Here is a 14676-nt window from a genome sequence, read left to right as displayed (position 1 = left end):
TGACGAGTCGGATGGTGACCGCGGCACAGGGCCTCCCTCGGTTACGGTGTGGCCGTGCCCGCCCGATGGCCCCGCCCGCCTGACGGCGCCGGTTGGCACCGCCGCAACGGCACCGAGGTCGGCGTCAACGGTGCCGGTGCGGCTTCGGGTGACCGATCAGGCAGGCGGGACGTTCTGGGTGGGGAAAGGGCACGGGGAAAAGGGCACAGGGGTTTCCGCCCGCCTGGCCGCATGCCCCATGGCCGCGGCACGCGAGATGGACGGGATGTGCCGAGGCGATGCGGAACAGGACGGTCAGGCGGACGGGAGGTTCAGGGAGCGGGCGGTAGATCGGGACCGCGTGCCGGCACGCGGGTCAGGCTGACTGTGGCGATCAAGCCATCGGGGTTCCCTCGATAACCCCGATGGTTGGAGGCGTTCGGCTCGAGATGCTTGTGGGGTCGGACAGTGCTCGTTCGACGACGACTCCGGCCGCTCCGCGTGAGGCGGCGCCGAAGCCGAGGTCGGAGGCGACGAACCGGCAGCGCTCGACGGCGTCGCTCATGCCCAGGCGTGCCAGCGTCTGTTGCGCTGCGGGGATGATCAGGTCGGCGAGTCGCGCGAAGTACCCGCCCAGCACGATCACCCGTGGGTTGAAGAGGTTGACCAGCATGGCCGCCCCGATTCCGAGCCACCGGCCCACCTCCGCGGCGGCGGCGTCGACGCGGGGATCTCCTTCGGCCCGTCGGTGCTCGATCTCGGCCAGCCGCTCCTCCGGGTCACGGACGAGTTGCGGGCCCGTGCCGTACGCGCGGTCCGGTGTGGCCATGCGGACCAGCGCGGCCAGCCCGACTTTGGTCTCCCAGCAGCCGACCCGGCCGCAGCGGCACGACTCGCCGGAGGGATCGATCACGACGTGGCCGACCTCCCCCGCGAATCCGTCCGCTCCGCCCAGCAGCCGGCCGCCGGCGATGACGCCGCCGCCGATGCCCACCTCGCCTGTGAGGTAGACCAGGTCGGAGGTGCCCGCCGCGACGCCCGAGGTGTACTCGGCCAGGGCGGCGAGGTTGGCGTCGTTGTCCACCGCGACGGGGATGTCCGCGGCGATGTTCGCGTGGGACAGCCGCTCCGCCACCGCCACCCCGCGCCAGCCGAGGTTCGGGGCGACGACGACGGTGCCGGTGGTGGCGTCGATCAGGCCGGGGACGGCCACGATGATCCCGGCCGGCGTGATCCCGAGCCGGTCGAGGTCGGCGACGGTCCTCTCGGCCATGCGGGCCAGCTCGTCCAGCGAGCGTTCCGGGCTGGAGCCCATGGCGTCGAAACCGATGCGCCGGTCGATGATCACCCTGCCGGCCAGGTCGGTGGCGATCGCGGCGATGTAGTCGACGTTGACTTCCATGCCGAGGGCGCCGACCCGGGAGCCGTCCAGGGCGAGCGCGACACCCGGGCGGCCGACGGAGCCGGCGTGCTGCGGCCCCATCTCCTTGACCAGTCCGCGCGCCTGCAGCTCGCTCACCAGACTGGTGACAGTCGCCTTGTTCAGCCCGGTCGCGGCGGCGACGGCCGATCGGGTGCACGGGCCGCACACGCTGACGTGACGCAGCACGAGGGCGAGGTTGGAACGGCGCACGGTGGCCTGATCCGCGGGAACTCCCGCGGACCCGCCGCGACTCATCGAGTCGGTCGCGTGGCCGTCGGCCCGGCTGTGGTCCACGCTCCTCCTCAATTAGTTCAGATGGCTAGCCGAATTAAAGGCACGACTTCCGGCGGGCACAAGTATTAAATCGTTCGTAACTTGCGTAACGTTCCGATAACTAGAGCGAGAAACCTGGCCGAAGTGCACGGAAGCGAGCGATGCCAACTCGTTACGGACTTGAGGGGTGCGCGGTCCGACATCGCCGTGTTACAACCCTGATTAATTGATCTCGGAGACAAACAAAGGGGCAGGTGGTGCGGGTGACGTACAGACCGTCCCGCTCCCCTGGCGGCGCCGCGCCGACGAGTCCCGCCACGCTGCGCCGGGCAAACCTCTCGCTGGTGCTGCGCGAGCTGCGCGAGCACACATCCCTGTCCCGTGCCGAGATCGCGCAGGTGACCGGGCTGCACCGGGCCACCGTCTCCAATCTCATGGCCGAACTCCTGGAACGACGGCTGGTGCGGGAGGTCGGTGTCGAGCACGTGGGCGCGATCGGGCGTCCCAGACGGGCGGTGGCGCTGCACGGCGCGCACGTCGGAGCCCTGGGCATGGAGATCAACGTCGACTACATCGCGGTCCACGGCACCGACCTGAGCGGCCGGAGCCTGGTCGAGCGCCGGGTGGTCCACGACGCGATGGGCAGCGGCCCGGACAGCGCCGTGCGCCGGCTCGGGCTCGTGGCCAAGGAGGCCGTGGAGGCGATGCGGCGGGCCGGATCGGTCCCGACCGGCATCGCGGTGGCCGTCCCCGGACTCGTGGACGTGACACGCGGCGTCGTGACACTCGCGCCGAACCTCCACTGGCGCGACCTGCCCCTGGCCGAGCAGCTGAGCTCCATACTCGGCCCGCGGAGCGTGCCGGTGTGGGTGGACAACGACGCGAACCTCGCCGCCCTGGCCGAATACACCTCCGGCGTCGCCGCCGGCACGCCCCACCTGGTCTATCTGACCGGAGAGGTGGGCGTGGGCGGCGGCATCATCTCAGGCGGCGAACTTCTGCGCGGAGCGGACGGATTCTCCGGCGAGGTCGGACATCTGCGGGTCGACCCCAACGGCGACCGATGCGGCTGTGGCCGCATCGGCTGCTGGGAGACCAAGGTCGGCCTGGCCGCGCTCGTACGCGCGGCCATGCCCGAACAGGCGTACGGGTTGCCCGGCATGCCGGTGCCCGATCCCGGCGAACGGGTGGCCGACATCGCCAGGGGCCTGGCCTCGGGCGACCGGCGGATGACGATGGCGGTGGCGCAGGTCGGCGAATGGCTCGGGCTCGGCGGCTCGATCCTGGCCAACCTGTTCAACCCGCGGGTGATCGTCATCGGCGGCTACTTCGCCTCACTGGCCCAGTGGCTGCTGCCGCACGCACAAGATCAGCTGCGACGGCTCGTGGTGGCCGCTCCCGCCGCCGAGTGCCGATTCGTCGCCTCCACGCTCGGCTTCGGCGCCGCCTCCCGGGGCGCCGCGAGCATGGTGGTCAACCACATCATCGACGATCCGACGACGATCTTGGATTCACTCCGCAGGCCGGCACCTTACTGACGGCCCCACAGACCTGGAGACGGCACCCTCCAGCAACCCGCACAATCCGCTACCTCCCCAAGTGGCAACAGCGCGGCGGCGCGCGCCTTGCCTGACGTCCCCCCGGTCAGGAAGGGTTTTCCATGTCACCACGTCCCCGAACATGGGCAGAGAGGCTGCTCAACGCGGTCCTGCCAGAAGGCGGACGACGCCCGAGACGTCGAACCGCCACCACGATGGCCTTAGCCCTCGTCGCCCCTTTCCTCACGCCCCTTGCGGCGCCCTTGAGCGCCGAGGCCGCCACGGCGGCGGAGCCCGCCTTCAAGGTGCTCGTCTTCTCGAAGACGACCGGATTCCGGCACGACTCGATCCCCGAGGGCATCGCGGCCGTGCAGAAGCTCGGCCAGGACAACAACTTCGCGGTCGACACGACCGAGGACAGCGCCCTGTTCACGGACCAGAACCTGGCGCAGTACCAGGCCGTGGTCTTCATGTCCACGACCGGTGACCCGCTGGGCACGCAGGAGCAGAAGGACGCCTTCCAGCGCTACATCCAGGGCGGCGGCGGCTTCGTGGGCGTCCACGCCGCCGCCGACAGCGGCTACAACTGGGCCTGGTACGGCAAGCTGGTCGGGGCGTACTTCAAGCAGCACCCGGCGATCCAGCAGGCCACGGTCAAGGTCGAGGACCCGGCGCACCCGGCGACCAAGGATCTCCCGACGACCTGGACCCGTACCGACGAATGGTACGACTACCAGACGAACCCGCGTGGCACGGTCCACGTGCTGACGTCGATGGACGAGAAGTCCTACACCGGCGCCACGATGGGCGCCGACCACCCGAACACGTGGTGCCAGGACTTCGACGGCGGCCGTTCGTGGTACACCGGGCTCGGCCACCTCAAGGAGAACTACAGCGAGCCCAACTTCCTGAAGCTGCTGCTCGGCGGCATCCAGACCGCCTCCGGCGCGGTCAAGGCCGACTGCTCGGCCTCGCAGAGCTCGAGCTTCGAGAAGGTCACCCTCGACGACAACACGTCGAACCCGATGATGGTGGACGTCGCCAAGGACGGCCGGGTCTTCTACATCGACCGACTCGGCGAGGTCAAGATCATCAAGCCGGCCGGCGGCACGGTGACGGCGGCGAAGCTGAACGTCTTCACCGCCAACGAGAGCGGTCTGCTCGGCATGGCGCTCGACCCCGGCTTCGACTCGAACCACTGGGTGTATCTCTACTACTCGCCCACCGGGACGAACGTCGACCGGCTGAGCAGGTTCACCGTCACCGGTGACACCCTGGACCTGTCGAGCGAGAAGAAGATCCTCGACGTCCCGGTGCAGCGGGCCGAGTGCTGCCACCACGGCGGCGGCATGGTGGTGGACCCCAAGACCGGCAATCTGTGGCTGGGCACGGGCGACAACACCAACCCGTTCGCCTCCGACGGCTACGCGCCGATCGACGAGCAGTCCGGCCGCGCCAACTGGGACGCCCAGCGTACCGCGGGCAACACCAACAGCCTGAGCGGCAAGCTGCTGCGGATCCACCCCGAGGCCGACGGCACCTACACCATCCCGTCCGGCAACCTGTTCGCGCCGGGCACGGCGAAGACCAAGCCGGAGATCTACGGCATGGGCCTGCGCAACCCGTTCCGCATGGGTCTCGACCCCAAGACGGGCAACATCATGCTCGGTGAGTACGGTCCCGACGCGAACGCGGCGAGCTCCACCCGGGGTCCGCAGAACACGGTCGAGTGGAACCTCGTCTCGAAGCCCGGCAACCTCGGCTGGCCGTACTGCATCGGCAACAACACCCCGTACGTCGACTACAACTTCGCCACCAAGCAGTCGGGGTCTCCGTTCAACTGTGCCGCGCCGGTCAACGAATCGCCGAACAACGACGGCCTGACCAGCCTGCCGCCGGTGATCCCGGCGACGATCTGGTACCACTACGCGGCCGACCCGCAGAACTTCCCGGAGCTGAGCGGTGGCGCGCCGATGGGCGGCCCGGTCTACCGCTCCGACCCGAACCTGCAGTCGGACGTGAAGTGGCCGGCGTACTGGGACGGCAAGGCCGTCTTCGGTGAGTGGAACAACGACAAGGTGTGGTCGTTCCAGCTCAACGAGAGCGGCAGCAAGGTCGTCGAGATGAACCCGATCCTCGGCTCCCTGTCGTTCAAGAAGCCGATGGACATGAAGTTCGGTCCCGACGGCGCGCTGTACATGATCGAGTGGGGCTCCGGCTTCGGCGGCGACAACGCCGACTCCGGCATCTACCGCATTGCGTACACCAAGGGGACCCGACCGCCGATCGCCCGTGCCACGGCGGACAAGACCAACGGGCCCCTGCCGCTGGCGGTCAAGTTCTCCAGCGAGGGCAGCCGGGACCCGGAGGGCAAGACGCTCACCTACGCCTGGGACCTCGACGGTGACGGGGACACCGACTCCACCGACCCCAACCCCACCTTCACCTATGAGAAGGGGGGCGATTACAGCGTGGTCCTGACCGTCAAGACCCCCGACGGCAAGACCGCCACCGCCAGCGTGTCGATCAGCGCGGGCAACACCCGTCCCACCGTCAAGGTGGACGTTCCGCCGAACGGCGCCTTCTTCGAGTTCGGCGACCAGGTGAAGTTCAAGGTCACCGTCACCGACGCCGAGGACGGCACGATCGACTGCGACAAGGTCAAGATCCAGGCGATCCTCGGCCACGACAGCCACGGCCACCCGCTCGACCAGCTCAAGGGCTGTGAGGGCACCCTGCAGACCCAGCAGGCGGGCCACGGCGAGTACGACAACCTCTTCTACGCCATCGAGGCCAGCTACACCGACGGGGGCGCCAATGGCGCCGGACCGCTGACCGGGCGGGGCCAGATCATCCTGGAGCCCAAGCGCAAGCAGGCCGAGCACTTCGCGCAGACCGGCCGGGTGGCCGACGGCAAGGGCACCGACGCCGCAGGCGTCCAGGCCGAGACCACGACCGACACCCAGGGCGGCAACCAGCACATCGCGTTCGTCCAGGACGGCGACTGGTGGTCGTTCGACCCGGTGAACCTGTCGAACGTCACCGCGATCCGGCTCCGGGCCTCCTCGGGCGGACCCGGCGGAACCGTACAGGTCCGGGCGGGCAACCCCGAGACCGGCGCTCTGGTCGGCTCGGTCGACGTGCCGCCCACCGGCGGCTGGCAGACGTTCACCGACGTCACACTCAACCTGACCAGCCCACCGACCGAGAGCGGACCGCTGTACTTCGTCGTGCGCAAGCCGGCGAGCGCGGCCGACAACGCCTACCTGGCCAACTTCAACTGGGTCGACTTCGTCGGCAAGGGCGCCACGGACAACGAGCGTCCGGCCGTGACCGCGACGGCGACCCCGGCGACGGGCGTCGCCCCGCTGAAGGTCGGCTTCAAGGCGACGGCCACCGACCCCGAAGGCGACCCGATCACCTACAAGTGGAACTTCGGGGTGACCGGCGCGCCGGAGCCCACCACGGCCGAGGCGAGCTACACCTACACCGCGCCGGGCAACTACACGGCCGTGGTGACCGTGACCGACGACAAGGGCGCTTCGGCCACCGCCCAGGTCCCGGTCAAGGTGGACGCGGCGGCCACGGTGTGCTTCGCCGGCCGTTCCGACAACTTCCTGGGCAGCCAGCTCGACCGTGCCCGCTGGTCGGTCATCCGGGAGAACCAGGACCTCAAGGTCGCGGACGGCAAGCTCGTGATCCCGACCTCGACCACCGACATCTACAGCACGGGCGGCAACACGCCGAACATCGTCGTGCAGCCGGCGCCATCGGGTGCGTGGACCGCCACCGCCAAGCTCACGCTGGACGCGCGTGACGCGTACCAGCAGGCGGGCCTGATCATCTACGGCGACGACGACAACTACGCCAAGATGGTGCTGCAGGCGCGGTCGACCTCGGGTTCCAACCACGCCAGCCGTATCTTCCAGTTCATCCGGGAGGAGAACGGCAGCCCGAACGAGGTGTCGCAGAGCAACACGGCCAACCTCGGGGACTCCTACCCCGACACGGTGTACGTGCGGTTCGTCAGCGACGGCACCAACATCACCGCCCACTACTCCTCGGACGGCACCACGTTCACCGCGATGCCGCAGACCAAGCCGCTCGCCGGGATCGCCAACCCCAAGATCGGCCTGATCTCGCTGGCCGGGGCCAACCACCCGGTGGTGGATGCGTCCTTCGACTGGTTCCACATCACGCCGGACGACAAGGCGACGGCGCCGGACCCGGACGACGAGTTCGAGGGCACCGCGCTCGACTCCTGCCGCTGGAACGCGGTCGTGCGCCCCGACGCCACGGCGGCGCGCGTCGGCAACGGCAAGCTGGAGCTCGACACCACGACCGGTGACATCTACGGGACCGGCAACAGCGGCCCGAAGAACTTCATCCTGCAGACGGCGCCGAGCGGCGACTGGACGCTGGAGACCAAGGTGGACGCCTCGGCGCTCACCGAGCAGTACCAGCAGGGCGGCCTCATGGTGTACACCGGCGACGACGACTACGTGAAGCTCGACTTCCTCACCACCAACTCGGCAGGCTCGACGGTGGCGCGGAGCATCGAACTGCGCAGCGAGGCCGGCGGCACCGTGCAGAACCCGCAGCCGCAAGTGAACAACCTCACCAGCGGCGTGTGGTGGCTGCGGCTGAGGAAGGCGGGCACCACCTACACCGGCTCCTACTCCTCCGACGGCCGGACCTGGACGGATCTCTCCGCGACGGTGGAGAACGCCGCGGTGGCCACCGGCGCGAAGGTCGGCGTGTACACCATCGGCACCAACCAGTCGGCGTCGAAGACGGTCACGTTCGACTACTTCCACCTGACCAAGGCAGGCTCGGACGAGGACAAGACCGCGCCCGTGACGACGGCGACGACCGATCCGGAGCAGCCGGCGGGCGGCACGTTCACCGGTCCGGTGTCGGTCACGCTGAAGGCCACCGACGAGGACGGCGGCAGCGGGGTCGACAAGACCGAGTACCAGCTCGACGGCGGTGACTGGACCGCCTACACCGGACCGGTCACCGTGACCGGCGACGGGCAGCACGCGCTGAAGTACCGCTCGGCCGACAAGGCGGGCAACGTCGAAGAGGCCAAGACGCTGACGCTGATGATCTCGGCGTCCGCGCCGCAGGTCAAGCTGACGGTCTCCGCCTCGTCCCGCTGCATCGGCACCTCGGCGTACGTGGCGGTCACGGCCGTCAACGGCTCGGACGTGCCGGCGACGGTGACGCTGACCACTCCGTTCGGTTCGAAGACCGTGGCCGACGTGGCCCCGGGCAAGCAGGCGTACCAGTCCTTCAACAGCCGGGCCGGGCAGATCGACGCGGGCACGGTGACCGTGAAGGGGACCGCGACGATCGGCGGCGGGCAGGTCACCTCGTCGTACGACGCCGCCTACCCGGCGCTCAGCTGCCGCTGACCGCCGACAGCAGAACCGGGGCCGGCCGGCCGAGCAGCCGACCGGCCCCACCCCCTCAATGGAGCGAACACATGAAAATGAACAGGACTACACAGATACTCGCCGCGGCGATGCTCGGTGTCGCGCTCACCGCCGCCGGCGTCGGCGTGGGCGGTCCCGCGGTGGCGGACGACGACCCCGACAACGGCATCGACGTGTCGGTGACGATCGAGCCGAACACCACTCCCGGTGAGGTGTCCATGACCGTCGCCGACAACGACGGAGTGGCCCTGCAGGAGGACGGCTCCAACGCCGCCGCCCGCCAGTTCGTCGGCACCCTGCCGACGGTCACGGTGACCGACAGCCGCCGGCCCGAGGACATCCCCGCCGGTGACTTCTGGGCGGTCGTCGGCCAGGCCAGCGAGTTCACCGCGACGAGCGGTTCGGCGCCGCCCATCGGCCCGCAGTACCTGGGCTGGCGGCCGCGCCTGCTGAGCGACTCCTCCTCCGGTGCGGTGGCGGCCGGTGAGCCCGTCTCCAGCGTCATCTCAGACGGCTCGGGAGCGCCCACCGTCGGTCTGCAGGGGCAGGAGCTGCTGGTGTCCACGGCGAACTCCGCCGACGAGATCGGCACCTGGCAGGTCAACGCCGGCCTCGCGCTGCGCGCTCCCGCCGACGTCGCCGCCGGCGAGTACCACTCGACTCTGACGCTCTCCCTCTTCAACCAGTCCTGAACCCGGAGGCAGGACGCCATCGCCCGCTGTGGGCGTCCGGGACCTGTGCCGGCCTGGCGCAGGTCCCGGACGGCCACGATGAGACTGGAGACACCTCTGTTGACCACAAGCCGTTCGCGAGGCGCCCTCGCCCGCCTCGCCGTCTTACCCGCCGTCGGCGTTGCCCTGCTGGTCGCCGTCCTGGTCACCACGGTCGCGTTCGCGACCCCGTCCGACGCCGACACCACCTGGTCGGTCGTTCCGGCCAACGCCGACGGCCCTGACGGCCGCAGCGTCATCGAGCTCGAACTCGCCGGCGGGCAGCAGGTGGTCGAGCATGTGGCGGTCATCAACCGCTCCACTCAGCCGGTCGACTTCGCGATCGACGCCAACGACGGCTACCTGACCTCCAAGGGCTACTTCGACATGCGGCCCTCTGATGCGAAACCGACCGACGGCGGCTCCTGGATAGCGGTTCCCGAGAAGGTGACCATCGCCGCCGGGGCCACCTCCGTCGTGCCGGTGACGGTGTCGATCCCCCAGAACGCGACGCCGGGCGATCACCCCGCAGGTGTGACCGCGTCCCTGGAGACCGTCTCCGGTCAGGTACGGGTCCAGAACCGGGTGGGCGTCCGCCTGAACATCCGCGTCACCGGCGACTATGTGGCCAAGGTGGCGGTGACCGACGTGCAAGCCGAGTACACGGGATCGTGGAACCCCTTCGCCGCCGGATCCGTCGAGGTGACCTACACCGTGGCCAACGTCGGCAACGTCCGGCTGGTCGCGGACAACCGGGTCCTGACGTCCACGTTCGTGGGCGAGAACAACTGGAGTGACCCGTCCGCGGCCAAGGCCAGGGAGCTCATGCCGGGCGGCAGCCGCACGTTCGTCGCACGGGTGCCCGGCGCCTGGCCGCTGGGTCCCATCGGCACGACGGTCACGGTGATCCCCTCGCCCGCGGGCAAGCCGATCCCGGGCGTCACCGCCCAGCGGATGGCGATCGACACCACGGTCTGGGCCCTGCCATGGCCGCAGCTCGCCCTCCTCGTCCTCCTCATCCTCGCCCCCTTCGCCATCCGGCTGGTCGCCGCCTGGCGCCGCAAGCGCATCAAGAAGCTGATCATGCTCCACAGCAAAGGCACGCCTCAGGAGGCGTGAGCGTCATCGACATCCGTCCTCAGGAGGTGGCGGCCATCAACCGACCCAGGCAACCGACCCAGGCGGCCGTCGCGGCCGTCCAAGGCTTCGCCGGCCCGCCGTCCGGTGAGACCGCCACCAACGTGGCGCGGTCGAGTCTCGCCTCCGCCGTACGGCAGCTCGCCACGACCGTCGACACCTACGCGGCCGCCCGGAGTCTGACCGGACCGGCCCGCGCCGCCGCCATGGATCTGACCGTACGGCAACGCGCCGACGCGCTCTTCACCTGGCCGATCGGAGCCACCGCTCTCGACGCCGTGAACATCGACGCGGGCCACAGCCACCAGCACGTGTTCCTACCGACATCACCCGGCGAAGGGGCGCTCACCCCCGACACCGAACCCGAGGGGAGTCACGACTCGTGAAGAAGGCACCGGCATACGTCCTCACCGTCCTGCTGGCCGGGCTCATGCTGGTGCTCGGCGCACCGGCGGCCTCCGCCCACGGCGGGCCGATCAAGCTGGAGGTGACGGGAGACGGCGCCGACAACGTCAACGTGCTGGTCACCTACAAAAAGGACAGCCATCCCGTAACGGAGATCGTCGAGGCCACGCTGAAGGCGACCTCGGCAGACGGCCGGTCCTTCGGGCCGGTGCCGCTCAGGTCGGCGCCCGAGGGCCAGAACCTCTACCACTCCGCCGAGCCGCTGCCGAGCGGCGAGTGGCGGGTCACCGTGACCGCGACCGAGCCCTCCAAGGCGAAAGCGACGGTGAAGGTGAAGGCGGGCGTTGTCGCCGCCTCCCCCGTGGCGGCGACCGCCCCCGCACCGGGCCAGGCGACGGGCCAGGCGACCGCCCCCGCACCCGGCCAGGCGACGGGCCAGGCGACGGCGCCCGCGCGGAACAAGGCCGCCGCGCCGGCGACCGTGCTGGACGACCGAGGTGCGATGGGGACTCCCCTCAAGATCGGCATCATCGTCCTCGTGGCGCTCGTCGCCCTCGCGGCCTGGATCGCCCTCGCCTGGCGGCACCGCATGAGCGTCCGGCGCTGAATTCGGCCGGCCGGGGACGGGCGCAACCGACCAGGACCTCGCCGGTGCGCGCGTCGAAGTTCTCCGCGAAACCGGACTGCTCGCACAGCCGCCGGAAGCGGGCGCTGATCTCGTCGGCATCGCCGGGTCGGCTCGACCGCGACGACGTCGGCGCCCAGCGTGACCAGGACGGTGGCCAGTTTGCCGGTTCCGGCGCCGAGGTCGAGCACGCGAGGGCCGGGCTCGAGCGCCGAGCGCATCGCGGCGTGCGCGTAGTCCGGACGGTGCTCGGCGTACACAGCGGTCCGCGGGTGAGGCTGCCGGCGGGGTCTGCCATTTCTGCCCGCTGCGGATAAAGATCCACTGTGGGAGAACAGGAGTGAGTCCTGGCCCGAGTGCTTGTTCTGACCGGCGACGCGGCGAAAGAGCTGGACTCCATGTACCCCGTCTTCCGGCTCCGGGAAGGGGGTCATGAGGCGATCGTGGCCGCCCCCACCACGCGTGCGGTAAAGCTCCGATCCCGACGTCGCCCGTATCGTGCGCTACTTCTTCGAGCGCGGCCTGCCGGTGGGCACGATTTGCCACGGCCCGCAGGTGCCGGCGGCGCTTGGCCTGCTGCGCGGCCGTACCACGGCGGCGTTCCCGCCATTGAGGACCGACATGGAGATGGCGGGTGCGACCTTCGTGGACGCCCCCGGCGTGGTGGACGGCGCGATGGTCTCCTGTCGTGGCTGGGCCCTGCCTGAATGGTCGCGTGCCTTCATGCGCGTGCTGGAGGGCGCGAACGTGTCGTTGTAGGTGGTTCGGTCGTACCGACACCGCGCCTGCCGTAGCGTGCGCGAGCTCCGGCCACCAGGAGAGGCAAACGCGTGCGGCATGATGATCGGCCGTGCTCCTTCGCTGGTCGTGGAAGATGTGGCGGACGAAGGTGAGCGGGCCGGCGAGCTGGAGGAGCGGTTTGCCGCCTTGGCGCGCGAACTCGACCGCCCGGCGCCGGAACTCGTCGCCGCCGGGCGCGCCGATCTCGGCCTGCGCCTGCCGGAGGTGCTTACGGGGGCGGCCCCGGCCCGAGAGGCCAGGGCGCAGCGACGGCTACGGCGTCTCCAGCAGGACGCGTACATCCCATGGACCGAGACGTAGTTCCGCACCGGCCGCATGGTCAGCGCCGGCGAGCACGTCACGCACCGCGGTCGGTGCCGTGACGGCGATCTCCTGCCAGGTCCAGTTGTGCAGGAAGCGCAGCCGCCGCCCGTCCGCCGTGACGGCGCCGGTTGAGGTGACGCCCGCCGGCATGCCGCCCCACGACCCGGCATCGGGGACGAGCCAGCGGAACAGCGCCGTGGCCATGCTGGGGTTGGGGATGGTGCCGACGTAGGTGATGCGGCCCGCGCCGTACGGGCGGGTGGTCACGGCCGCCCACCGGCCGAAGTGCGGGTGCCGGTAGCCGGCGAGCACCTCGGCGTCCTGCGCGTGCACGCCGTCCGCCCATCGGGTGCCCGCGGCGTCGGACGGCAGCGTCAGCGGTGAGCCGGGCATGGTCCGCACGGGCAGGTCGGCCGGCAGGTTGCTGAACTCGTCGTACGACACGCCCGCGGGCTCGGCGAGCCGGGCCGGCTGGACCTCGCGGCGCGCGCGGGCCTCGTGATCGGCGTACGCGGTGCGCGGCCCGAGCACCAGGTGGCCGCCGGCCGAGGCGTAGGCCGCCAGCCAGTCCAGGGTGGCGTCGTCGGCCGCGTACAGACCGGCGGCGACGAGGACGGGGTGCCGTGCGGCCAGCTCGCCCGGCTCGGCCGCCACCGCCTGAGCCGCGTGCAGCACCCGTACCTGGAGGCCCGCCTCGAACGCGCCACGGTAGAACGGGTCGAAGATGCCCTGGTAGGAATGCCGGTCCGGGCCGCCGTCCGGCAGCGCCAGAGCCGGCTGGGCGGTCAGCGCCCACTTGCTCGGCGTGGAGTAGAGCATCGCGACGTCGGTGTCCGGGGTCAGGCCCGCGACCAGCTCGCCGGCCGTCTCCAGCTCCGCGCCGATCTGGGCGATCTCCCGATAGACGCGGCCCGGGCGGCCGCTGTGCGGCAGGACGCCGCCCCAGTAGGTCTCGGTGCCGAAGACCAGGGTGCGCCACTGCCAGTACTCGATCATGTTCGCGCCCCGCGAGACGAACGCCCAGGCGGCCTGCCGCCACTGACCGTCGTACGCGGGATGGTTCATCCACGACGGACCGATGGCCTGCGCGTTGGTCTCGGTGACCAGGAAGGGCTCCTGACGCGAGGAGAACATCCGGTCGGCGCCGAGGTAGAACGACCAGGTGTCGTGGGTGTCCCACAGCTGCGGGCCGCTCTGCCCGGCGGGCAGGGCGAGACCGTCCTGCATGGCGTAGTACGGGTTACCGGCGGTGACGTCGACACGCCGGGTCAGCTCGTCGTCGGCCACTCCGGGCCGTTCGTAGGAGACGCAGGTGGTGACGAACTGGTCCGGCCTGGCGTATTCGCGGACGATGTCCGCCTGCCAGGCGATGAACTCGGTGACCTGCTCGGCCTGAAAGCGACGCCAGGCCTGCTCGTACTGCGGTTGCGCGTTGCCGTCCGGCGTCCACAGGTCCGCCCAGGTCGACAGGCGATGCGACCAGTAGACCAGACCCCACTCCTCGTTGAGCGTCTCCACGTCGCCGTAGCGGTCGCGCAGGTGATCAACGAAGCGCTGGAAGACGCCGTGGTTGTGCAACAGCACCAGGCCGGGCTCGTTGTCCACCTGGAAGCCGATCACCGCCGGGTGGCCGGCGTACCGCTCCACGACGCGCCGGATGATCCGCTCGGCGTGGAAGCGGTAGGCCGGGTGGGTGAAGTCCATCTCCTGGCGGCCGCCCCACGGGATGCGCCGTCCCGAGCCCCGCTCGCCGGCGATCTCGGGGTACTGGCGGGCGAGCCAGGGCGGCACGGCATAGGTCGGGGTGCCGAGGATGACGCCGATGCCGCGCTCGTGCGCGCCGTCGAGCGTGGGTTGGAGCCAGTCCAGGTTGAAGCGCCCGTTCTCGGGCTCCCAGGTCGACCAGACGGACTCGCCGACCCTGATGACGGAGAAGCGCGCCTCGGCCATCAGGTCGAGGTCGGTCTTCAGCAGCTCACTGGGGTGGTATTCGGGATAGTAGGCGGCGCCAAAGAGTACCCGGGGCACGTGTGTTTCCTTCGTT

9 protein-coding genes and 1 pseudogene are annotated in these 14676 nt (G+C 70.2%); 8 read left to right on the top strand and 2 right to left on the bottom strand.

Going from position 1 to position 14676, the window contains the following annotated elements:
- Positions 1-373 precede the first annotated feature (373 nt).
- Entirely contained in the window at positions 374-1696 is a 1323-nt protein-coding gene (locus ABZX61_RS48970; RefSeq protein ID WP_355205666.1) for an ROK family transcriptional regulator, read from the bottom strand.
- A gap of 242 nt (positions 1697-1938) precedes the next feature.
- On the opposite strand from ABZX61_RS48970, the gene ABZX61_RS48965 reads away from it, so the two are divergent.
- The 8 genes and pseudogenes from ABZX61_RS48965 to ABZX61_RS48930 all read left to right on the top strand — a co-directional run bounded on the left by ABZX61_RS48965 (position 1939) and on the right by ABZX61_RS48930 (position 12629).
- A complete protein-coding gene (locus ABZX61_RS48965) occupies positions 1939-3213 on the top strand; it encodes an ROK family transcriptional regulator (protein WP_355205663.1) in 1275 nt (424 codons plus the stop codon).
- 215 nt (positions 3214-3428) lie between these two features.
- Positions 3429-8630: a ThuA domain-containing protein gene (locus ABZX61_RS48960; RefSeq protein ID WP_355205661.1), complete on the top strand. Its 5202-nt coding sequence runs from the start codon at positions 3429-3431 to the stop codon at positions 8628-8630.
- Between the two features lie 71 nt (positions 8631-8701).
- Positions 8702-9343, top strand: a complete 642-nt coding sequence (locus tag ABZX61_RS48955; protein WP_355205658.1) for a hypothetical protein — start codon at positions 8702-8704, stop codon at positions 9341-9343.
- A 99-nt stretch (positions 9344-9442) separates the two neighbouring features.
- The gene (locus ABZX61_RS48950; RefSeq protein WP_355205655.1) at positions 9443-10480 is read left to right on the top strand and encodes a hypothetical protein; all 1038 of its coding nucleotides are present in this window, start codon (positions 9443-9445) and stop codon (positions 10478-10480) included.
- Complete coding sequence (locus tag ABZX61_RS48945; protein WP_355205652.1) at positions 10477-10884, top strand: hypothetical protein; 408 nt, start codon at positions 10477-10479, stop codon at positions 10882-10884. Before ABZX61_RS48950 ends, ABZX61_RS48945 begins: the two co-directional genes overlap by 4 nt.
- Positions 10881-11510, top strand: coding sequence for a hypothetical protein (locus ABZX61_RS48940; protein ID WP_355205649.1), 630 nt, complete (start codon positions 10881-10883; stop codon positions 11508-11510). The genes ABZX61_RS48945 and ABZX61_RS48940 overlap by 4 nt, the downstream gene beginning before the upstream one ends.
- Positions 11511-12017: 507 nt before the next feature.
- Positions 12018-12287: pseudogene (locus tag ABZX61_RS48935) on the top strand (DJ-1/PfpI family protein); the annotation flags it as partial.
- A gap of 117 nt (positions 12288-12404) precedes the next feature.
- On the top strand, positions 12405-12629 hold the full coding sequence (locus ABZX61_RS48930) for a hypothetical protein (protein WP_355205646.1): 225 nt from the start codon (positions 12405-12407) through the stop codon (positions 12627-12629).
- On the opposite strand, the gene ABZX61_RS48925 is transcribed toward ABZX61_RS48930, so the two are convergent.
- Positions 12582-14660: a beta-galactosidase gene (locus tag ABZX61_RS48925; protein WP_355205643.1), complete on the bottom strand. Its 2079-nt coding sequence runs from the start codon at positions 14658-14660 to the stop codon at positions 12582-12584. The two genes, ABZX61_RS48930 and ABZX61_RS48925, sit on opposite strands and share 48 nt — an antisense overlap.
- Between the last annotated feature and the right edge of the window lie 16 nt (positions 14661-14676).

This window comes from Nonomuraea sp. NPDC003709 (assembly GCF_040610775.1).
GTDB lineage: Bacteria > Actinomycetota > Actinomycetes > Streptosporangiales > Streptosporangiaceae > Nonomuraea > Nonomuraea angiospora_A.
This window is presented reverse-complemented; position numbering and strand designations above follow the sequence as displayed.

Bases quoted from the DNA above. Each gene is read 5' to 3' on its own strand.
- ABZX61_RS48960 (WP_355205661.1), top strand. From the start codon at position 3,429: ATGGCCTTAGCCCTCGTCGCCCCTTTCCTCACGCCCCTTGCGGCGCCC.
- ABZX61_RS48955 (WP_355205658.1), top strand. From the start codon at position 8,702: ATGAAAATGAACAGGACTACACAGATACTCGCCGCGGCGATGCTCGGT.